This is a genomic window from Streptomyces sp. HUAS YS2 (assembly GCF_033343995.1).
GTDB lineage: Bacteria > Actinomycetota > Actinomycetes > Streptomycetales > Streptomycetaceae > Streptomyces > Streptomyces solicathayae.
This window is the reverse complement of the sequence record NZ_CP137573.1, coordinates 1241869-1262947: the sequence shown is the minus strand read 5'-3', so window position 1 is coordinate 1262947 and position 21079 is coordinate 1241869. Positions and strand designations below refer to the sequence as shown.

15 protein-coding genes are annotated in these 21079 nt (G+C 73.1%); 5 read left to right on the top strand and 10 right to left on the bottom strand.

The genetic code is table 11. The annotated features are described in order from the left end of the window. Positions 1–8: 8 nt before the first annotated feature. The 9 genes from R2D22_RS05830 to R2D22_RS05790 form a co-directional block, all read right to left on the bottom strand. Complete coding sequence (locus R2D22_RS05830) at positions 9–1295, bottom strand: beta-galactosidase (RefSeq protein WP_318101688.1); 1287 nt, start codon at positions 1293–1295, stop codon at positions 9–11. Further along, a complete protein-coding gene (locus R2D22_RS05825; protein ID WP_318101687.1) occupies positions 1286–2431 on the bottom strand; it encodes a glycosyltransferase in 1146 nt (381 codons plus the stop codon). The genes R2D22_RS05830 and R2D22_RS05825 overlap by 10 nt, the downstream gene beginning before the upstream one ends. Then, positions 2421–4025: an ArnT family glycosyltransferase gene (locus R2D22_RS05820; protein WP_318101686.1), complete on the bottom strand. Its 1605-nt coding sequence runs from the start codon at positions 4023–4025 to the stop codon at positions 2421–2423. The genes R2D22_RS05825 and R2D22_RS05820 overlap by 11 nt, the downstream gene beginning before the upstream one ends. Further along, entirely contained in the window at positions 4022–4825 is an 804-nt protein-coding gene (locus R2D22_RS05815; RefSeq protein WP_318101684.1) for a PIG-L deacetylase family protein, read from the bottom strand. Before R2D22_RS05815 ends, R2D22_RS05820 begins: the two co-directional genes overlap by 4 nt. Further along, entirely contained in the window at positions 4807–6714 is a 1908-nt protein-coding gene (locus tag R2D22_RS05810; protein WP_318101683.1) for a glycosyltransferase family 4 protein, read from the bottom strand. Before R2D22_RS05810 ends, R2D22_RS05815 begins: the two co-directional genes overlap by 19 nt. Next, on the bottom strand, positions 6711–8153 hold the full coding sequence (locus R2D22_RS05805; protein WP_318101682.1) for a polysaccharide biosynthesis protein: 1443 nt from the start codon (positions 8151–8153) through the stop codon (positions 6711–6713). Before R2D22_RS05805 ends, R2D22_RS05810 begins: the two co-directional genes overlap by 4 nt. After that, positions 8150–9613 carry a glycosyltransferase family 4 protein gene (locus R2D22_RS05800; RefSeq protein ID WP_318101681.1) on the bottom strand — a complete coding sequence of 488 codons (1464 nt, stop codon included), beginning with the start codon at positions 9611–9613 and terminating at the stop codon, positions 8150–8152. Before R2D22_RS05800 ends, R2D22_RS05805 begins: the two co-directional genes overlap by 4 nt. A 5-nt stretch (positions 9614–9618) precedes the next feature. Continuing rightward, a complete protein-coding gene (locus tag R2D22_RS05795; protein WP_318109591.1) occupies positions 9619–10401 on the bottom strand; it encodes a glycosyltransferase in 783 nt (260 codons plus the stop codon). Between the two features lie 567 nt (positions 10402–10968). Beyond that, on the bottom strand, positions 10969–11601 hold the full coding sequence (locus R2D22_RS05790; protein ID WP_318101680.1) for a glycosyltransferase family 2 protein: 633 nt from the start codon (positions 11599–11601) through the stop codon (positions 10969–10971). Between the two features lie 240 nt (positions 11602–11841). On the opposite strand from R2D22_RS05790, the gene R2D22_RS05785 reads away from it, so the two are divergent. Beyond that, on the top strand, positions 11842–13692 hold the full coding sequence (locus R2D22_RS05785; RefSeq protein WP_318101679.1) for a glycoside hydrolase family 15 protein: 1851 nt from the start codon (positions 11842–11844) through the stop codon (positions 13690–13692). A 37-nt stretch (positions 13693–13729) separates the two neighbouring features. Then, entirely contained in the window at positions 13730–15175 is a 1446-nt protein-coding gene (gene argG, locus R2D22_RS05780; protein ID WP_318101677.1) for an argininosuccinate synthase, read from the top strand. Positions 15176–15249: 74 nt separating this feature from the next. Here argG and R2D22_RS05775 read toward each other — a convergent pair whose 3' ends face one another. Beyond that, complete coding sequence (locus R2D22_RS05775; RefSeq protein WP_318101676.1) at positions 15250–15666, bottom strand: Fur family transcriptional regulator; 417 nt, start codon at positions 15664–15666, stop codon at positions 15250–15252. A gap of 245 nt (positions 15667–15911) precedes the next feature. Here R2D22_RS05775 and katG point away from each other — a divergent pair, with 245 nt between their 5' ends. The 3 genes from katG to R2D22_RS05760 all read left to right on the top strand — a co-directional run bounded on the left by katG (position 15912) and on the right by R2D22_RS05760 (position 21079). Then, positions 15912–18125 carry a catalase/peroxidase HPI gene (katG, locus tag R2D22_RS05770; protein WP_318101675.1) on the top strand — a complete coding sequence of 738 codons (2214 nt, stop codon included), beginning with the start codon at positions 15912–15914 and terminating at the stop codon, positions 18123–18125. Between the two features lie 529 nt (positions 18126–18654). Then, entirely contained in the window at positions 18655–20637 is a 1983-nt protein-coding gene (locus R2D22_RS05765) for a sensor histidine kinase (protein WP_318101674.1), read from the top strand. Between the two features lie 7 nt (positions 20638–20644). Beyond that, positions 20645–21079 carry a roadblock/LC7 domain-containing protein gene (locus R2D22_RS05760; protein WP_318101672.1) on the top strand — a complete coding sequence of 145 codons (435 nt, stop codon included), beginning with the start codon at positions 20645–20647 and terminating at the stop codon, positions 21077–21079.

Sequence of the window (21079 nt, the reverse complement as noted above, 5' to 3'; positions counted from 1 at the left end):
ACACCACCTCACGTGTGGCGGTCGATCACTGCGGCGTAGTCGTCGAGGGACGAGCCGGGCGTCCCGTCGTACAGCTGGGCGTCGAACGCCCACATCAGCCCCCCGAGCCCGCACGACGTCAGCTGCCGGGCCGCGTCCTCCATGACGCCGGGGCGGTACGGGGAGACGTGCGGGCCGGCGCTCTCGCCGTCGATCCGGTCGAACCCCGCGCGCTTGGCGATCGCGGAGATCCAGCGGACCGACGACCAGTCGCGGATCGCGGAATTCTTCGATGCATGGATATTCACCCGATCGTCCTCGGGACGGCAGCCGCTGTCGGGCGACGTGCCCGTCCCGTCGACGAGCGCGGTGGACACCGGACGCACGTTGTCCAGCTTCCGGACCCCGCCCAGGGTCGTGAAGAACCCGGCGCCCCGCCCCAGCAGTTCCCCGGACTCCGGCCCGGCGAGATAGCCGGCCAGCGCCGCGTCCCGGTCGGCCGGGTAGTAACCGCTGCCCGGGACCAGCACCTTGAGCCGGCCCGTGTAGCCGAGCGCGGTGTACTGGTCGAGCTGCCAGTTGACGGCGTCGGTCAGCGCGCCGAGGTACCAGTCGTACCAGCGCGCCACCTGCTCCTCGGTGAACGGCCGCCCGGCGTACGTGCGCTCGCCGGGCCGCCAGCCGGGGAAGGGGTTGGCCGGCACCGTGGCGGGGCGCCCCGGGGCCACGGCCCCCGCCTGGGCATTGGCGTCGTAGGCCCAGTACGAGGTGGCGCCCGCGGTGCCGGACGGCGGATAGCTGAACTCGCCCGCCTCGTTCACCCCGACCCGCAGCGCCCAGAAGTTCTCCAGGCCCACCGTGCGGTCCACCTCCCGCAGGTACACCGCCACCTCGTCCCGGGCCTCCTGGCTGAAGACGAGGTTCGGCGTGCCCGCGTACCGGGCGCCGCGCTGGTCGACCCAGACGGCCGCCGGATGCGCCGCGGCGAGCCACTGCGGCGGGTGGTGCAGCCCGAGCCCGGCCTCGACCTTCAGCCCGGCGGCGCGCAGCTCACGGACCGTGGCGCGCACCTCCGCGGCGTACGCGGCGTCGAAGACGCCGTCGGCGGGCTCGAACCGTTCCCAGTCCAGCTGCAGATGGGCGACCCGGACCCCGGCGGCGTACTCGGTGCTCGCCCTGGCCGGATCGGTCTGCAGCGTCCCGAAGTACACCGCGTCCGCGTCCCCGCCGTCGTGCCCGAGGATCCGTACCACTCCCAGGGAGGCCAGGAGCACGCCCAGCACGCCGAGGAGCAGCAGCCGCCGCGTCAGTCCCATGCCAGCAACTCCCGGTAAAGGTCCCGGTACTGTGCGGCGAACCGGTCGGGGGCGAACCGCTCCTCGACCGTGCGGCGGCCGCGTTCGGCCAGCATCTCCCAGCAACGGGGCTGGTCCAGCAGCCAGGCGAGCAGCAGTCCGAGACGCAGCGTGTCGCCCGGCGGAGCCCGAAGCACCGCGTCGCCGAGGTCGGCGAACTGCGGCATGTCGGTCAGGATCACCGGCCGCCCGGTCGCGAGGGCCTGGAGCACCGAGTACGGGATGTCGGCCCGGCCGCCCAGGATCGTGGGCGGCAGCAGAAGTGTGTGCGCCGAGGCCATCAGGCTCGGCATGTCGTCGACGTAACCGCGCACCTGCACGTCGGGCAGCCCGGCGGCGTGCGCCCGCGCGAGCAGCGACTCGGCCGGCCCCTCGGGGTCCTGGCCCGGCCGCGAGCGGAGGGCGAGCACGAGCCGGAACCGGGCCCCGGCCCGGGCCGCGATCCCGGCGGCGTCGACGGCGTCCGTCGCCCCGCCCAGCGGGTCGTGGTGACCGGTGACCAGCACCACCGGCGTGCCCGCCGGGCGCGGCAGCCGCGGCCACCGGTCCAGCGGCACCATCGGGGCCACCACCCGCACGTCGCGGAAACCCGCGCCGGTCAGGCTCCGGGCGGTCGTCTCGGAGAGCGCGACCGTCGTGCCGAGCGGGCGCGAGCGGGCCGGGAGCAGCGGGGCCAGCACCCCGGGAACGGTGTGCAGGACCGGAGTCGAGCCGAGCAGCAGGGCACGCAGCCGGGAGTACGCGGGAAAGCCGTTGCCGATGGTCATCACCGCGTGGACCAGGTCCGTGCCGCGGGCCACGACGGCGGCCGTGAGCGCGGCCTGGAGCCGCTCCGGCACGTGCGGCGCGCCGTCCCACGACACGATCGGCAGCGTGCGGCCGGCGGCGGCCGTGGGCTGCGGAGGAGGCGGTCCGGCGACCGGGGGGCCGGCCCGTGCGGATCCGGCGCGCGGCGGCCAGCGGGTGAACCGGGTGAACTCCACCTCCGGCAGCCCCCGCACGATGTCCGCGGTCAGCCGCAGGTCCGCGCCGTCCGCGCCGTCGGCCGGGCCGCTGGTGAGCAGGAGCACCCGAGGGGCCCGCGGGTCAGCGGTCATCGGAGCCGCCACCCGCCGGAGGCAGCCGGTAGAGCGCCAGCGTTCCGTACGTCTCGCCGTGGAAGGAGAACAGCAGGTCGCCGTCGGCGACGAGCCGCCGCACCTCCCGCGCGTCGTTCAGCGCGTACCCCTCGTCGATCACCTTCCAGGGCACGACGACGTACCGCGCCCCCGCGAAGCCCTCGACCTCGGCCGGCACCCATTCGGTCGGCCGGTACCGGTCGCGCAGCGCCCAGTAGGTGATGCCGCGGGTCTCGCCGGTGTCGGCGGTGAGGATCGGCGTGCCGTCCGGGACGTGCGCCGCCAGGTAGGCCCGCAGCCGGGCGAATCCGTCGTCCGGGCGGAGCCGTTCCTGCGCGTACACCACGGCCGGCATGACCACGGCGCCCGCGACGGCGAGCGCGGCGAGGGCCCCCAGCACGCGCCGGGCCGCGCCGGGGCCCCGGGGCACCGGGAAGGTCACCGCGAGGGCCACCAGGTTGGGCACGAACAGCAGATAGAGCGCCTGTTCCTCCAGGGTGCCCAGACCGAGCGCGTAGCCGAGCGTCAGGATCGCCGACACGTGGAAGAGCGTGAGCAGCCGGTACACGGGCGCTCGGCGGCGCAGCAGCAGGAACAGGGCGAGCGGGGTCAGGAGCAGCAGCAGGTAGGTGGTGGTGTAGCCGGGCAGCCCCTCGGCGAGCCGGTCGCTGAGGGCGGGCGTGCCGGGGGAGTTGAAGCCGGTCTCCTGGAGCACCCCGGCGAGCCGCTTCACACCGCGGGTCTTGCCCGCCCAGAACGCGTCCAGGTGCCCGGACGAGGCGATGACGGTCACGTACACCGCGTAGGGCAGGGCGGTCGTCGCCAGGGTCACCGTCAGCAGCCGGCGGGAGGGGCCCCAGCCAAGGGCCAGGGCGGCCAGCAGCGGCAGGACGGTGATGAGTGTCGAATGGTCCTTCGTGAGGACCGCCATGCCGAAGCAGAGGCCGGCGCCCGCCGCGCGCAGGACGGTGCGGCGCGGCGGGGGCTGCCGGGTCAGTGTCACCAGGAGCAGCAGGCCCGCGAGGACCCAGAACATCGTCTCGGTGTCCAGCATGGCCCGGTCGTTCTGCCGGATGCAGTACTGGTCCAGGGCGAAGATCGCGCCGGCCACCGCGCCCGCCGTCCGGGACCTGATCCGGGCGACGAGCACGACGATCAGGACGGCCGTGCCGCCCGCGATCAGGGAGTTGAGCACTCGGATCGCGTAGATCTCGGAGAGCAGGTCGTGGTCGATCGGCAGGATCCGCAGCCAGCCGGCCTGGAGGTAGAAGAAGCCCGGAGGGTGGAGGAAGAACAGGCCGTCCTCGGTGTACGGGAAGCCGCCCGCGTCGGCGGTCCTGCCGAGCTCGTGGTAGATGAGTTCGTCGACGAACAGGTCGCCGGACCGGGCGAGTCCGACCAGCCGCAGGCCCGTCGTGAGCAGCCCGACGGCGGTGGCGATCAGCCAGACCGGCAGCGGCCGCCGGGGGAGCCGGCCGGCCGCGGGCAGGCGGCCCGCGAGGCCTTCGCCCGCGCGCCGGTCGCCCTTGTGCCGGTCGCCCGCGTGCCGCGGCGCGGCTTCGGTGCGGGTCATGGGGTCGCCCCCGCGCTCTCGTCCGGCAGCAGGTACACCTCGGGGGCGCGCGGGATGCTGCCGCGCGGGAACAGGGCGTCGGCCTGCGACCGGTAGCCGCGGATCAGCTCGGCCTTGTCGTCCAGGCCCGACTCCCAGTCGCAGCGCACCAGCGCGTGGCGGCGGGTGAAGGCCGGGTCCACGTCGTACTCCTGGTTGTACGGGAAGTCGCTGTAGTAGACGACGCGTTGGCGGCTCCGCTCGGCGACCGTCCGGACCAGCAGATGGTCGACGTGGCCGCCGACGGCAAGCGGGGCGAGCACCAGGGCGTGGCCGGGAGCGGTGAGTTCGGACAGCACGTCGGCGACCTGCCGGACCGTGCCGGCGTCCTGGTCGGAGATCCGTCCGGCGCTCAGGTGCAGCCGGTAGGTCGGATAGACGTGGTCGAGCTCGGGCACGCCCCGGGCCAGCGCCCGGCGCCCCGCGCCCTGTCGCTGTCTGCGGCGGAACAGCCCGTCCGGCAGCCCGGCGTGCTGCCAGGAGACGCCCAGGCGGTCCAGGACCGCCCGGTCCTCGTCCCGCCGGGAGGCGTACAGCCGCTCCGCGTCGGACGCCCGCGTCTGGCGGAGGTAGCGCCGCGCGGACAGGGTGTGCGGCGGCGGGCCGGAGTGCGTGAACAGGGTCGCGACCGTCACCGGTGTCCGGGGCCGCAGCCGGGCGAGCAGCGCTCCGCAGGAGAGCACGGCGTCGTCGAGATGCGGGGACAGCACGACCAGCCGGGTGCGCGCCTCGATCTCGGCGGTCAGTCGGTCGGTGGCCATGACGGACCCCCTTCGCTCGACGGCCGTCCGGGGCCGGACCGTTCCGGTCCCGGACGACCGGGACCCGGCGGCTCCGGGTCCGGTCGTCCGGAATCCGGGTACCGCGGACCGGGCTCGTCCGGTCCGCTCCCGGAGGCGAGGAGATGCCGGGCCAGCGACACGTACCGGCCGGTCATCTCCTCCCAGGTGTAGCGCTGCGCGGCCTGCCGGGCCTCGCGGCCCAGCCGGCGCCGCCACTGCGGGTCGGCCGCGAGCATGCGCAGGCCGTCGGCGAGCGCGTCCACGTCGAAGGGCGGCACGCCGACGTCGCCGCCGTCCCGCATCCAGCGCAGCGCGGGCAGATTGAAGTGCAGCACCGGCTTGCCGTACGACATGCCTTCGAGCGCGACGAGGCCGAACGTCTCGTGCCGGGACGGCATCACCAGGAAGGCGCTGCCGAGCAGCAGTTCGTGCTTGCGCTCGTCCTCGGCGTGGCCGAGCCAGCGGACGTCGCCGCCCTGCCGGTCGAGCAGTGCCCGGAGCTTGCGCTCCTCGGCCTCGGTACCGCTGCCGACCAGCAGCAGCGGCAGCGACGGGCGGCCCTTGCGGTAGGCGGAGAGCAGCAGGTCGAGGCCCTTCTGCCAGAGGTCGATCCGGCCGAGGAACAGGATGTACTCGCCCTCGCCGAACCGGGACTCGTCGACCTCCTGCTGCTCCACGCCGTTGGCGATGACCTGCACGTCCGCCTTGGGGTTGATCCGCCGGACCGACTCGGCGTCCGCCTCGTTCATCACCACGATGTTCCGGTAGCAGCGCAGGCCGAGCCTCTCGATCAGGAAGAACGGGATGTGGTACTTGTGCCACAACGCCTCGCCGCTGCGGCCCTGGTCGACCCCCACGACGGGCGCGCGCGAGAACAGCGGCAGGAAGCTGGTGGAGAACGGCGGCGTGAAGCTCTCGATCCACACGTCGTGCGGGACCCGGCGCGCCGCCAGCGGCAGCAGCGCCTGGAACAGGATCTGCCCGACCCGGGGCCCCGCCCAGCACACCGGGAGATAGACGTACCGGATGCCGTCGCGGATCCGGGTCCCGCTCCGGCGGCCCGCGGTGACCACGGTCAGCTGGAAGTCCTCGGCGAGCCGGCGGGCCATCTTGTCGACCACCAGGGCGCCGCCGCCGCGGTAGTCCGGGTTGCCGGCGTCGTCGAACGTCGACACGACGATCTGCCGCGGCCGGGCACCGGCCTCGGCACGCCGCCGGGCCGAGATCGCCCGGCTCCTTTCGGTGTCGAGGACGAAGTCGAGGGCGGCCCGCGCGAGCACCGACGGCGGGGCCTCGCCGTCCAGCGGGGCCACGTCGGGCAGCCGGTGCGCCCACGCCTTGTAGCGTTCCCTGAGGTCGTGCGGCGACGGCCAGTCCCGGGCCCAGCCACGGGCCGCGAGGGTCGACGCGGAGACTTCCAGGAGCAGCGTGAGGTCGCGGTTCCGGGAGAACGAGGAGTACAGCGCCGCGACCGTCGAACCCGGGTTCGGGTCGAAGGAGGCGAGAGCGTCGAGCGGTCCGCCGTCGGTCAGCACGACGGCCGGCCGGCCGTGCGCCCTGGCCCGTGCCAGCAGCCGGGCGGCCCCGGTACGGGCGGAGAGCTCCGCGGCGTGGAGGAGAGCGTGGGCGCGCCGACGGCGCGAGCGTGAACGCGCGGGACCGTACCGGCGGTGCGCCCACTCCTCTTCCCTTTCCCTCACTCGCGGTGGTCCGGAGAAGCGGTGGCACAGGAAGCAGACATGGCCCCGCGCGGTGCCGACGCTGAACCCGCGGGACCGCAGGAGCGCCGCGAGCCGCCGCACCAGGGACGACGTGCCGGAGCGGGCCGGGCCGGACACCGTCACGAGCAGGACTCCGTCGGTGGTCATCGCGGCCTCCTCGGAGCCGGGTCCGGGACCGGCGGGCGGGTCCGCCCGAGCCGGTCGCCGCGGCCGAAGAAGCGCCAGACGGCCCAGGCGGCCGTCACCGCGGCGGCGATCAGCCACCCGACGGTGTAGGGCCGCACGGCGACCAGGATTCCGGCGAGGGCCAGCGGTTCGAGCAGCAGTGCTTTGGGCGGCAGCGCGAGCCCGACGCGGCGCACCTGACGGTGCACCAGCAGTCCGAGGGCCACGACGCTGCCGCAGACCGCGCCGATCGCCATGCCGGTCACGCCGCCGCTCTGCCAGCCGAGCAGCAGCGCGGCGACGTAGCCGACCAGGCCCAGGGCCAGCGGGCGCAGGCAGCCGTAGTCGCTCACGGCCTGGGAGAAGGTCACGATCAGACTGAGTCCGCCCAGGGCCAGGCCGGCCAGCGCGGTGTACACCATCAGGGCGCTCATCGAGCCGTACCCGGTGGGGAACACCATGGTCAGCACGGCGCCGGGGGCGGTGGCGCAGACGGCGGCCAGGGGCAGCGCGACGATCACGTACATGCCGACGGCACTGGCCGCGAGCGGGGTGCCCGCCCTGCGCCGGGACAGCGCGGGCAGGAAGGCCATCGCGACCGCGCCCGCGAGGAACAGCGGGATCCGGCCGACCATGACGCTCGCCTGGTAACTGGCGGCGGCGGCCCGGTCGGTGGGCAGCACCGCGACGAGCACCATGTCGACGGCCGCCATCACGGCGACGACGCCCTGGAGGGTCGCGACGCCGACGGCCCGCCGCCACAGTTCGCGCTGTGCGCTCACCTTGAACAGCGGCCGTTCCTTGCTGCGGATCCGGCGCGGGCGGCAGACCACGAACGGCAGGACCGCGATGCCGAACGCCGCGAGGGCGCCGGTGTCGCTCATGCCGAGCGCGGCCACCAGCAGCAGGCCGGCGACCAGCTTGAGCGCGGCCTCGCTCGTGGTCACCGCGGCCAGCGTGCGCAGGCGTTCGGTGCCCTGCAGCCAGCCGACGGTGACCCGGGTGACGTAGATCAGCAGGGTGGTCGTGGCCAGGACCAGCGTGGTCGCGGGGCCCGCGAACTGCATGGCCACGGCGGCCACCGCCGCGGCGGCGAGGAGCCCGCCGGCCGCGCCGGTGAGGACGGCGAAGCGGACCGCGTCGCCGCGCTCCTCCTCGCTCGCCGCCCGGGCCAGCGACTGCGCGAGCATCCACGGCACGGTCACCACGGCGACCGCCGCGGTGCACAGGATCAGGCTCTGGCCGGCCGCGAACGTCGCGTACGCGGAGACGTCCAGGAGCCGCGTGAGGAGCAGGGCGTAGAGGTAGTTGAGGGCGCCGACGACCACCGAGGCGGTCGCGATCCAGCGGGCTCCGCGTACCGCGGTGAGCTCGTCCTGGAGCGCTGCCTCGCGCCCGGTGGCCTGTTCGGCGTAGGTCACGGCGCGGCCCTCCCCGTACCCACGAGGACGTCCCGGCCGCTCGCCAGCGCGACGGTGGCGTCGTGCACGTCGAGGCGGCGCAGTGCGCGCAGGGCGCGCAGTTCGTCGCAGCCGTGCAGCAGCAGTCGGAAGGAGTTGCCCTGCCGGCTCCACGCGTCGGTCTGCCGCAGCGAGCGGCGCACCACGCGTTCGGTGGAGTCGGCGTCCCGCACGGTGAAGCGGGTGAGCACCGTCAGGTCGCTGGGGCTGCGCCGGGAGCGGCGGTGCCGGTGCACCCGGCCCACCTCCTCCAGGACCACGCGGGCCAGGCGTTCCGCACTGTCGTCCCAGGAGAACGACGCGGCCCAGGCGCGGCACCGGTCGGCCGCGGCCTCGCGCGCGGCGTCGTCGCCGAGCCCGGCGAGCGCCTCGGCGATGCCGTCGGCGAGGTCGGTGCCCTGGGCCAGCAGCCAGCCGTTGCGGCCCGGGTGGATGGCGTCACGCAGTCCGGGAACGTCGTACGCGAGCGCGGGCGTTCCGGCGGCGTTGGCCTCGATCACGGTCAGGCCCCAGCCCTCGGCGACGGACGGTACGACCGTCAGCCAGGCGCGGGCCAGCAGTTCGCGTTTGCGCTGCTCGGAGACCCGGCCGTGCAGGACGATCGCGCCGTCCACACCGAGTTCCTCGCTCAGCGCGCGCAGGGCGGGCAGTTCGTCGCCGTCGCCGGCGATGTCGACCCGGATGCCGGGGTACGCGCGGCGCAGCGCGGGCACGGCCCGTACGAGCAGGTCGACGCGCTTGTGCGGCACGAGCCGGCTGATCACCGCCACCGCGGGCGTGAGACTGCGCGGCGGCAGATCGCGTGCGTCGGCGGGCGCGGCGGGACGCGGGGCGCCGTTGGGCACGATGTGGATCGGGTTGGGGAAGCCGAGTTCGCGCCGGGCGCCCTCGCGGGTCGACGGGGAGACCACGACCACGGGGCGGCCCCGGTAGACGCGGCGGCTGATCTGCTTCTCGAGCAGTCGTCCGACCGCGTTCAGCGGCCAGTGGAAACGCAGGTCGAACTGGCGCTGGTGGATGTGGTGGATCACGCAGATGTCCGCGGTCCAGCGCGGTGTGAACAGCGGGGAGAAGAACGGGATCCCGTTCTGGAAGTCGACGACCGCGTCGTACGCGTGCCGGTGCCGCAGCAGGTGGCGGGCGGCGGCCGCGTACACGCCGAACGTCCCGCCGCCGCGCACGAAGCGGATCCCGTCGCGGAACTCGCGGGCGGCGGAGCCGGGGTGCCGGGCGGAGAACAGCGTGACGTGTGCGCCCGCCTCGGTGAACCGCCGGGCCATCTCGTAGCAGTACGCCTCGGCGCCGCCGGCCTGCGGATGCGTGGGATCGCGCCAGTTCAGGAACGCGATCTCGGCCCGGGCCAGTTGGCCGAGCGCGGTGGGGCGCGGGTTCGGTGCGGGGGTCGGGACGGGCGCGGTCATGGTGCTCACCTGGCCAGCGAGATCCGGAGGAGATCGGCCATGGAGCGCAGACCGTCGCGCCCGGCCGAGAAGGTCGATCCCGGTACGTCCGTCCAGACGACCGGTACTTCCACGACGTCGTGCCCTGCCCGCAGCACCCGGGCCAGCAGCTCCACGTCGAAGGCGAAGCCGTCGACGTGGCAGCTCGCGGCGATCTCGCGGGCGAGCGGACCGGGGAAGAACTTGAACCCGCACTGGCTGTCGGCGATGTCGGGCAGCGTCAGTCGCGCCAGCGCGCGGAACAGCCGTCCGCCGGCCCGTCGCAGCGCCGACTGCTCGACCGCGCGGCGCGCCCCGTCGATCTCCCGGGAGGCGATCACGGCGCCGTGGCCGTCCGCCAGGAGCGCCATCACGGGCTCCAGGGTCGCGATCGGGGTGGCGTTGTCGGCGTCGGCGAAGCCGATGTACCGGGCCGCCGAGGTCATGATGCCGCGCCGTACGGCGGCTCCCTTGCCCTGGTCGCTGCAGCCGATCACGTGCACCGCGACGGGTGCGTCCGTGAACCGCTCCAGTGCCTCAAGGGTGCTGTCCACGCTGTTGTTGTCGACCACGACGACCGCCGACGACCAGCGCTGCGCGGCGAGATAGCCGGTGGTGGCGCCGATCGTCGCGGGCAGCCGACGCCGCTCGTTGAAGGCCGGGATGATCACTTCGAGATCGACCGGCGGCCGGGTGAGCCGGGACGGCAGGGGTTCCGAAACGGGCGCGGGGACAAGCCCCGGGACGTACGAGGGCAGCACGGACACCATCACGCGTCGCCTCCTTCGGGGACGCAGCGGCGGGTGGGGAATCGGGGGGTGGAGTGCCCGCGTCCGGCGCACCGGTGATCGGAGAACCGGCGATCGGAGAACCGGTGGGCCGGAGCGCGGGCACACGAACGGCGCGACGCGCTCAGAGAGCCGCGCGCCGCGTCGGCGGGGTGTGGTGGACTTCCGTCGGAATCGTCCGCACGGCGCTCGTGCGAGCCGCGCGTGGCGGACCGGGAGCGTCGGCGGCGAGCGGCCGGGCGCGGCCTGCGCGCCTCGGCGCGGCACAGCGGGGCCGCGGGGCGGAGCAGGTCGGTGGCGCGTCGGCCCGGACGTCCCCGGTGGCGGACCCGGCGGCGGCGGTCTCCGGCGGAGGCCGCTCCGCGACGGCCGGGTGCGGCAGTGGGCCAGTCGGTCACCCGCCGCAGTGGATGCGGCGTGGGTGCCACCGGTACGCGGTGGTTGTACGTGGGAGACACGAGAGGCCTCTTCCGTCGACCGACCCTGCCAGGGGTCCGAAATGCTCTGAATTCCACGGTTAGCACCATTTGCCGGACGAGTCAACCGGGGTCACTGCTGGAGCGCCCCGGGTGCCAGCCGGGGGAGCACGTTGTGCGGGCGCTCGTCCAGCAGGGTGCCGAGGATCCGGGCGCCGTCACGGACGGTGTGCGGGTGCGCCGGGCCGTGCCGCCGAGGCTGCTCCAGGCTCGGCACCTCCGCGACCCGCAGCCCGTAGTGCAGCGCGTGCGCCACCAGTTCGGCGCCCAGCTCGTAGCCGTTGGGCCGCAGATCGAGCAGGTCGACGAAGCCGCGGCGGAACGCGCAGAAGCCGTACCAGAGATCCGTGAGGTGCTGCCCGTACAGCCGGCGCGCGACGCGAAGCAGCGCGTGGTGACCGAGCCGGCGCAGCAGCGGGTAGTCGGTGAAGTCGCCGCCGGCGATGAACCGCGAACCCTTCACGAAGTCGTACCCGCTCTCCAGGTAGTGCAGGTAGTGCGGGATCTCCCGCGGGGACATGCTGCCGTCCGCGCCCATCACCACGATGTAGTCCCCGGCCGCGGCCAGCAGTCCCGCGTGCGGGACGTCGGCGTCGCCGTGCTCCGAGGGGCCGACGAGGATCACCTCGCTCACGCGCGGCGGGAGCCGGCCGAGCAGCCAGTCGGCGTCCCCGTCGTCGGGGTGCACCGGCACGACCAGACTCACCGTCGGGAGACGGTCGGGATCGGTCGACCTGCGCAGTGGATGTTCTGTCCCGGGTGTCGTGGTACTCATCGGGGTCATCCCCAGCCGTGAAGGTAATTCAGCATCCGTCCGGGAAAGGAGCGTCGTCAAGGCCCGGTATGAGCACCTCGCGCAATGCTGTGCGGAATTCCGAATACCTATGTGGAATCCCCGGACTTCCGCCGTTGCGCCGCACCCCGGACCCAGGCTTACAATCCCGTCATGGCAGGGCGAATTGAGGACTACGCCCTCATCGGCGACCTGGAGACCGCGGCCCTTGTGGGAAATGACGGGGCGGTCGACTGGTGGTGCGCACCGCGTTTCGACTCCCCGGCCCTTTTCGCCGCACTGCTCGGCACCGAGGAGAACGGGAGCTGGCGCCTCGCGCCCGCCGCCGGCGGCCGCTGCGGTCGGCGCTCGTACCTCGGCGACTCGCTCGTCCTCGAGTCGGTCTGGGAGTCGATCTCCGGAACCGTCGCCGTCACGGACTTCATGCCACCCCGCGAAGGGCCGCCCCGGATCGTGCGCATCGTCCGCGGAATCGCCGGACGGGTGCCCATGCACGGCGAGTTGAGGGTGCGCTTCAATCACGGAAGCGTCGTGCCGTGGACCCGCAAGACCGATCCGCGCACCGTCGTGGCGGTCGCCGGACCCGATGCCGCGTATCTGTTCGCGGACGGCGGCGCCGAACTCACCGTCACCAAGGAACGCACCTCGATCGATTTCACCGTGTCCGCCGGGGAATCAATTTCCTTCGCGCTCGACTGGACTCCCTCGCACGCCGGTCCACCGGCCCGCACGGACGCCGGCCGCGCGCTTTCCGGCACGCTCGGATTCTGGCGCGACTGGACCGCACAATGCCGTTACCAAGGCCCGTGGCGGGATGCGGTGATGCGCTCGCTCATCACTCTCAAGGCGCTCACCTACGAACCGACCGGGGGAATGGTCGCGGCCGTCACGGCGTCCCTCCCCGAACGCGTCGGCGGCGAACGCAACTGGGACTACCGCTTCTGCTGGCTGCGGGACTCGACGTTCACCCTGTCGTGTCTGCTGCGCAGCGGATTCCAGCACGAGGCGATCGCCTGGAAGGACTGGCTCGAGCGTGCGATCGCCGGTGAACCCGCGGACCTCCAGACGCTGTACGGCGTCGAGGGCCGGCGCAACCTGCCGGAGACCTTGGCCGACTGGCTGCCCGGGTACGAAGGCTCCGCCCCGGTCCGGTTCGGCAACGCCGCCGTCGACCAGTTCCAACTCGACGTCTACGGCGAGGTGTTGAACACCCTGTACTCCGCCGTGCGGGCCGGCATCGCCATCGGCGAGCACGAATGGAGCCTGGTCGCCGGCCTCATGGACTATCTGGAGAAGTGCTGGCGCGAACCGGACGAGGGCATCTGGGAGGTCCGCGGCCCCCGCCGCCACTTCGTCCACTCCAAGGTCATGACCTGGGTGGCGGCCGACCGCGCCCTGCGGCTCGCCCGGGTCGCCGGGCTGCGCGGCTCCGCCCAGCGGTGGCGGGCCCTGCGTCGCGAGGTGCGCGACGACGTCTGTCGTCGGGGGTGGAGCGCCGAGCAGCAGTCCTTCGTCCAGTACTACGGCGGCAGCCGTCTCGACTCGACCGCGCTGCTGATGCCGCGCCTCGGCTTCCTGCCGGCCGACGACCCCCGGGTGCTCGCCACCCTCGCGGCGCTGCGCCGGCTCGACGACGGCGGGTTCCTGCTGCGGTACGCCGACGTTCCGGGCGCCGCCGTGCACGAGGTCGACGGCCTCACCGGCGGTGAGGGCGCGTTCCTGGCGTGCACCTTCTGGTACGCCGACGCGCTGGCCATGGCCGGCCGGGAGACGGAGGCGCGGGCGGCCTTCGAACGGGTCCTGGCCGTCCGCAACGATGTCGGGCTGCTCTCCGAGGAGTGGGATCCGGCCGCCGGCCGGCAGCTCGGCAACACCCCACAGGCCCTCAGTCACGTGGCCCTCGTGAACACGGCCTTCACCCTCTACGGCACCCGCCGCACCGACCGTCGTCCCAGGTCGGCCGCGCGCCGGGAGCGACCGCTCGCTTCCGCCGCCCCGAACTGAGATTGCATGGTCATGCGTATTGGTGCATACTCTTCCTATGTCTAAGGTCCTCACCTCCCTTCCGGTCGGCGAGCGCGTCGGCATCGCCTTCTCGGGCGGCCTCGACACCTCGGTCGCGGTCGCGTGGATGCGCGACAAGGGCGCCGTCCCGTGCACCTACACCGCCGACATCGGCCAGTACGACGAGCCCGACATCGCGTCGGTGCCCGGCCGCGCCACGAACTACGGCGCCGAGATCGCGCGCCTGGTCGACTGCCGCGCCGCGCTGGTCGAGGAGGGCCTGGCCGCGCTCACCTGCGGGGCGTTCCACATCCGCTCCGGCGGGCGTGCCTACTTCAACACCACCCCGCTCGGCCGCGCCGTCACCGGCACCCTCCTGGTCCGCGCGATGCTCGAGGACGACGTCCAGATCTGGGGCGACGGCTCGACCTACAAGGGCAACGACATCGAGCGGTTCTACCGCTACGGCCTCCTCGCCAACCCGCACCTGCGGATCTACAAGCCCTGGCTGGACGCGGACTTCGTGACCGAGCTCGGCGGTCGCAAGGAGATGTCCGAGTGGCTGGTCGCGCACGGCCTGCCCTACCGGGACAGCACCGAGAAGGCGTACTCCACCGACGCCAACATCTGGGGTGCCACCCACGAGGCGAAGACCCTGGAGCACCTCGACGTCTCCCTGGAGACCGTCGAGCCGATCATGGGCGTCAAGTTCTGGGACCCCTCGGTCGAGATCCCGACCGAGGACGTGACCATCGGCTTCGAGCAGGGCCGGCCGGTCACCATCAACGGCAAGGAGTTCGCCTCCGCCGTCGAGCTGGTCATGGAGGCCAACGCCATCGGCGGCCGCCACGGCATGGGCATGTCGGACCAGATCGAGAACCGGATCATCGAGGCCAAGAGCCGCGGCATCTACGAGGCGCCCGGCATGGCCCTGCTGCACGCGGCGTACGAGCGCCTCGTCAACGCGATCCACAACGAGGACACCCTCGCCCAGTACCACAACGAGGGCCGCCGGCTCGGCCGGCTCATGTACGAAGGCCGCTGGCTGGACCCGCAGGCGCTCATGATCCGCGAGTCGCTGCAGCGCTGGGTCGGCGCGGCCGTGACCGGCGAGGTCACCCTGCGGCTGCGGCGCGGCGAGGACTACTCGATCCTCGACACCACCGGCCCGGCGTTCAGCTACCACCCGGACAAGCTGTCGATGGAGCGCACCGAGGACTCGGCGTTCGGCCCGACGGACCGGATCGGCCAGCTGACCATGCGCAACCTCGACATCGCCGACTCGCGCGCCAAGCTGGAGCAGTACGCCGGCCTCGGCCTGATCGGCGCCGCCGGACCCGCGATCGGCGCCGCGCAGGCCGCCGCGACCGGGCTCATCGGCGCCATGCCGGAGGGCGGCGCCGAGGCCATCGCCTCCCGCGGCGAGGTCTCCGAGGAGGACGAGCTGCTGGACCGCGCCGCGATGGAGTCCGGCACGGACTGACCGGACACAGCCGTACGAAGGCCGGTTCGACGCCCCTGGGCGTCGAACCGGCCTTCGTCGCGTTCCAGCCCGGTTCAGGCCCCGGCGCAGGCGGGGCAGAGGCCCCGGTAGGTGACCTCGGCGCCGGACAGGGCGAAGCCGAACCGCTCGGAGTCGGGCAGCGAGGTCAGCGGGTCGCCGGTGGGGTGGACGTCGCGGATCGCGCCGCAGCCCGAGCACACCAGGTGCTGGTGGGGGCGGTGCGCGTTCGGGTCGTACCGCTTGGCGCGGCCGTCGGTGGCGACCTCGATCACCTCGCCGAGCGAGACGAGCTCGCCGAGCGTGTTGTACACCGTCGCCCGCGAGACCTCCGGCAGCCGGGCGGTGGCGCGGGCGTGCACCTCGTCCGCCGTGAGGTGGACGTGTTCGCCGTCGAGCACCTCGGCGACGACCCGGCGCTGGGCGGTCATCCGCCACCCGCGCCCGCGAAGCCGGTCCACCAGGTCGCTCATGACCACCGCCTAACTGTGCACATTCCGACACCCGAATCCGTATGGATCTGGTCATCACATTGACTTGGACAAAGTCCATTGTAGGATCTGTTCTGGCAACAGCCAAGGGACAGGGAGGCAGCGCGACGAAACCCGGACAGGTTCGAGGGATCATTCGGCGACTCCCGTCGCCGCCAGAGGCCCCGGCCGTAGGGTGACGACGTTGTTCCCGAGCACCGTGATCCGCCTCATCCGGAAGGATTCCCATGCCTGAGAACCAGGACGCACAGGCCGCCGACGCGACGCCGGAGGGCGGTGGCTGCCCCGTGGCGCACGGGCGCGCCCCGCACCCGACTCAGGGCGGCGGAAACCGCCAGTGGTGGCCGGACCGGCTCAACCTGAAGATCCTTGCCAAGAACCCGGCCGTCGCCAACCCGCTGGGTGAGGACTTCGACTACGCCGCCGCGTTCCAGGCGCTCGACCTGGCTGCGGTGAAGCGGGACATCGCCGAGGTGCTCACGACCTCGCAGGACTGGTGGCCGGCCGACTTCGGCAACTACGGCCCGCTGATGATCCGGATGGCCTGGCACAGCGCCGGCACCTACCGCATCAGCGACGGCCGTGGTGGCGCCGGCGCGGGCCAGCAGCGTTTCGCCCCGCTGAACAGCTGGCCGGACAACGGCAACCTGGACAAGGCCCGCCGCCTGCTGTGGCCGGTCAAGAAGAAGTACGGCCAGGCGATCTCCTGGGCCGACCTCATGATCCTCACGGGCAACGTCGCCCTGGAGACCATGGGCTTCAAGACCTTCGGCTTCGGCGGCGGCCGCGTGGACGTCTGGGAGTCGGAGGAGGACGTCTACTGGGGCCCCGAGTCCGAGTGGCTCGGCGACGCCCGTTACTCGGGCGACCGCGAGCTGGAGAGCCCCCTCGGCGCCGTCCAGATGGGCCTCATCTACGTCAACCCGGAGGGCCCCAACGGCAACCCGGACCCGATCGCCGCGGCCCGTGACATCCGCGAGACCTTCCGTCGCATGGCGATGAACGACGAGGAGACCGTCGCCCTCATCGCCGGCGGCCACACCTTCGGCAAGGCGCACGGCGCCGGCCCGGCCGACCACGTGGGCGCCGACCCCGAGGCCGCCCCGCTGGAGGAGCAGGGCTTCGGCTGGAAGAGCTCGTACAAGTCCGGCAAGGGCGCCGACGCCATCACCAGTGGCCTCGAGGTGACCTGGACCAGCACCCCGACCCAGTGGGGCAACGAGTTCTTCAAGAACCTCTTCGAGTACGAGTACGAGCTCACCAAGAGCCCGGCCGGCGCCCACCAGTGGGTGGCGAAGAACGCCGAGGCGACCATCCCCGACGCGTACGACCCGTCGAAGAAGCACCTCCCGACGATGCTCACCACCGACCTGTCGCTGCGCTTCGACCCGATCTACGAGCAGATCTCGCGCCGCTTCCACGAGAACCCGGAGGAGTTCGCCGACGCGTTCGCCCGGGCCTGGTACAAGCTGACGCACCGTGACATGGGTCCGATCGTCAACTACCTCGGCTCCGAGGTCCCGTCCGAGACGCTGCTGTGGCAGGACCCGCTGCCGGCGCGCCAGGGCGAGACGATCGACGCCGCGGACGCCGCCGCACTCAAGGAGCAGGTCCTCGCCACCGACCTGACCGTCGCACAGCTCGTCTCGGCGGCCTGGGCCTCGGCCTCCTCCTTCCGCGGCAGCGACAAGCGCGGCGGCGCCAACGGCGCCCGCATCCGCCTGGAGCCGCAGCGTGGCTGGGAGGTCAACAACCCGGACGAGCTGGCGCAGGTGCTGCGTACGCTCGAGGGCGTCCAGGAGTCCTTCAACGCCAAGGGCGGCAAGCAGGTCTCGCTGGCCGACCTGATCGTGCTCGCGGGCAACGCGGCCGTCGAGCAGGCGGCCAAGGACGGCGGCGTCCAGGTCGAGGTGCCGTTCACCGCGGGCAGGGTGGACGCCGCGCAGGACCAGACCGACGTCGAGTCCTTCGCCGCGCTCGAGCCGGCCTCCGACGGCTTCCGCAACTACGTGGGCAAGGGCAACCGCCTGCCGGCCGAGTACCTGCTGCTCGACAAGGCCAACCTGCTCACCCTGAGCGGCCCCGAGACGACCGTCCTCGTCGGCGGTCTGCGCGTCCTCGGCGCCAACCACGGCCAGTCGAAGCACGGCGTCCTCACCGACCGGCCGGGCACGCTGACCAACGACTTCTTCGTCAACCTGCTCGACCCGGGCACGACCTGGAAGTCCACGTCCGAGGCGCAGGACGAGTTCGAGGCCCGCGACGCCTCCGGCGCGGTCAAGTGGACCGGTACCCGTGCCGACCTCGTCTTCGGCTCGAACTCCGAACTCCGCGCGCTCGCCGAGGTCTACGCGAGCGACGACGCCAAGGAGAAGTTCGTCAAGGACTTCGTCGCGGCGTGGGGCAAGGTCATGGAGCTGGACCGCTTCGACCTCGTCTGATCACCCGATCGCCCGACACGGGGCCGGCCCTTCGCGGGGCCGGCCCCGTGCCGTTTCCGTACGACCTGACCGATCACGACCAGCTTCGCTCGGTCGCGAACGCAATGGAAACGAACGCGGATTCGGACAGTGTCTCCCTGTGCGACAAGTGGCACCCCCGAGCTGCCCGCGGCGCGCCGGGAAGCGCGCACACCCCCCGCGTACCGCACCGATCCGGAACGTTCCGGTCCCGGGGATTCCCGCAGACCGCACGGGGTACGCCCGGTTCCGTCCCTTCCGTACCCGGAGCCCACCGACGATTTTCGGCCGCTCCCTCCGGTGTGCGCGTGCGGGCGGCCTTAGCAGAGTGGGATGCTCGCCGAGACGAGTTTGCCAACTGCGCACCGCACATGAACGGTTGACGACTACAGTGTGTGCTCGGTGATCACCGGTAGCCTCATCGCACTTCTTCTCCATAGCAATTCGTTGTCCCTGTAAGTCCGTTGTCTTCGCAGTACGCCGAATCCTGGGCCACGTACCAAGGACACTCATGTCTCAACTTCGCGCACCCGCCGCGCGCCCGGACCGCCGCGAGGGCGGGCGGCACGGCCGGCCGGGCGCCCGCTCCACCGCCACGGGCCACCCGAACCCCGCGCAGCTCGGACCGGAAGCCCGCTTACGACCTCAACTTCTGCGGACCTCCGTGCTGCCGGCCGTCGCGGTCGCCCTCGGCGGCGCCGCCGCCGTCCTGTTCACACTCCGCTCCACCGGGACCAGCCCCTCGCCGGGCCTCTGGGCCGCGCTGGCCGGATCCGCCGCCCTCGCCGTCGCCGCCGTCGCGGCGGCCGTGCTCGGGGCCGAGCGGGTCGCCCGGACGGTGCTCGGCCGCGCCGAGGCCCTGCGCCGCGGCGCCGCGCAGGGCCAGGACGAACTGCTCACCGTCGTCGAGCAGCTGCGGCGCGGCGAAGGCCCGTCCGCCCGCCCCGCCGTACCGCGCCGCACCTCCGGCGGCGACGAGTTCGACCAGCTCGCCCAGGAACTGAGCCGGTCGCACGAAGCGGCGGTCGCCGCCGTCGTCCAGGCGTCCCGGCTCTCCAGCAGCGTCGGCAACGAGCAGAAGGTCGAGGTCTTCGTGAACCTCGCCCGACGCCTGCAGTCCCTCGTGCACCGCGAGATCCAGCTGCTCGACGAGCTGGAGAACGAGGTCGAGGACCCCGAGCTGCTCAAGGGCCTCTTCCACGTCGACCACCTCGCGACCCGCATCCGCCGCCATGCCGAGAACCTCGCCGTGCTCGGCGGCGCCATCTCCCGTCGCCAGTGGTCGAACCCGGTCACCATGACCGAGGTCCTGCGCTCGTCCATCGCCGAGGTCGAGCAGTACCCGCGGGTGAAGCTGGTGCCGCCGATCGACGGCACCCTCCGGGGCCATGCCGTGGCGGACGTCATCCACCTGCTCGCCGAACTCGTCGAGAACGCGACGCTGTTCTCCGCGCCGCACACCACCGTGCTGCTGCGCGCGCAGCACGTCACGGCCGGTCTCGCCATCGAGGTCGAGGACCGCGGCCTGGGCATGCCCGTCACCGAGCAGAACAAGATGAACGCCCTGCTCGCCGACCCCGACCAGGTCAACGTGGCGCACCTGCTGCAGGACGGCCGCATCGGACTCTTCGTGGTCTCCGCGCTCGCCCGTCGGCACGGCATCGCCGTACGCCTCCAGGCCAACATCTACGGCGGCGTCCAGGCCGTGCTCGTCCTGCCGCAGGGCCTGCTCGGCCAGGACCAGGACACCGCCGCCGCGTCCGCGCCGCACACGATCGCCCCGCAGCAGCCGGAACCCGCGGCCCCGCACCCGGCCGTCACCCAGTCCGCCGCGCACACCGCCCCGGCAGCACCGGCCGACCCGTACGCCGCCCCGCAGGCCCCCGCGCCGGCCCAGGCCCAGGCGCCGGCTCCCCGCCACACCACCGCCGGCCACCGGCCGCTGACGTACACCACCGCCGCTCCGGGCATACCCGTCCAGCCGATGAACGGCGCCACGCCCACCGACGGGGCGCCGGCTCCGTACGCCGCCGAGCCCCTCGCCACCGGCCCGGTCACCGCGTCCCCGGCCCCCGGCCCCAACGCCCCGCTCCCCGTGCGCGGCGACCGGGCCGACCGCCCGACCCCGGCCGGCGGCCGACCCGTCGTCCCCCCGCAGTCCCCGCGCACCGAACACACCGCCGTGCCCCAGTCCCACCTCCCCGGGCCCACCCCGTCCGGCAGTCCGGTACGCGGCACCATGGGCCGTCCCCAGCTCCCCAAGCGCCGTGCCCAGGAGCACCTCGTCCCGCAGCTGCGCGACGAGCCCGCGGCACGCCCGTCCGAGGAGCACGCCCTGCACGACCCCGGTCTGATGGCCGCCTTCCAGCGGGGCATCGGACTCGCCGAGTCCCAGCCGGCACCCCAGCATCCCCACACCCCCTTCGAGGCGTCGCGCGACCCCCTCGCAGCGCCTCATGATCCGCTGCGTCACGACGACGCGCACAAGGAGTAGATGCACCATGGCGAGCAATGTGCCGAACGGCCATTCCTCGGATCTCGACTGGCTCCTCAGCGGACTGGTCCAGCGGGTCCCGTACACCCGTAACGCGGTCCTGCTCTCCTCCGACGGCCTGGTGAAATCGGTGCACGGCCTGGACACCGACGCGGCCGACCACATGGCCGCCCTCGCCTCCGGCCTGTACTCGCTGGGCCGCAGCGCCGGCGCCCGGTTCGGCGACGGCGGCGAGGTCCGCCAGGTCGTCGTCGAGCTGGACTCCACGCTGCTCTTCGTCTCCACCGCCGGTTCCGGCACCTGTCTCGCCGTGCTCGCGGGGCGCGAGGCGGACGCCGCCGTCCTCGGCTACGAGATGGCGATGCTCGTCAAGAGCGTCCGGCCGTACCTGGTCACGCCGGCCAGACAGGCCGCCGGGGCGCCGGGCGGTACGGGGCAGTGA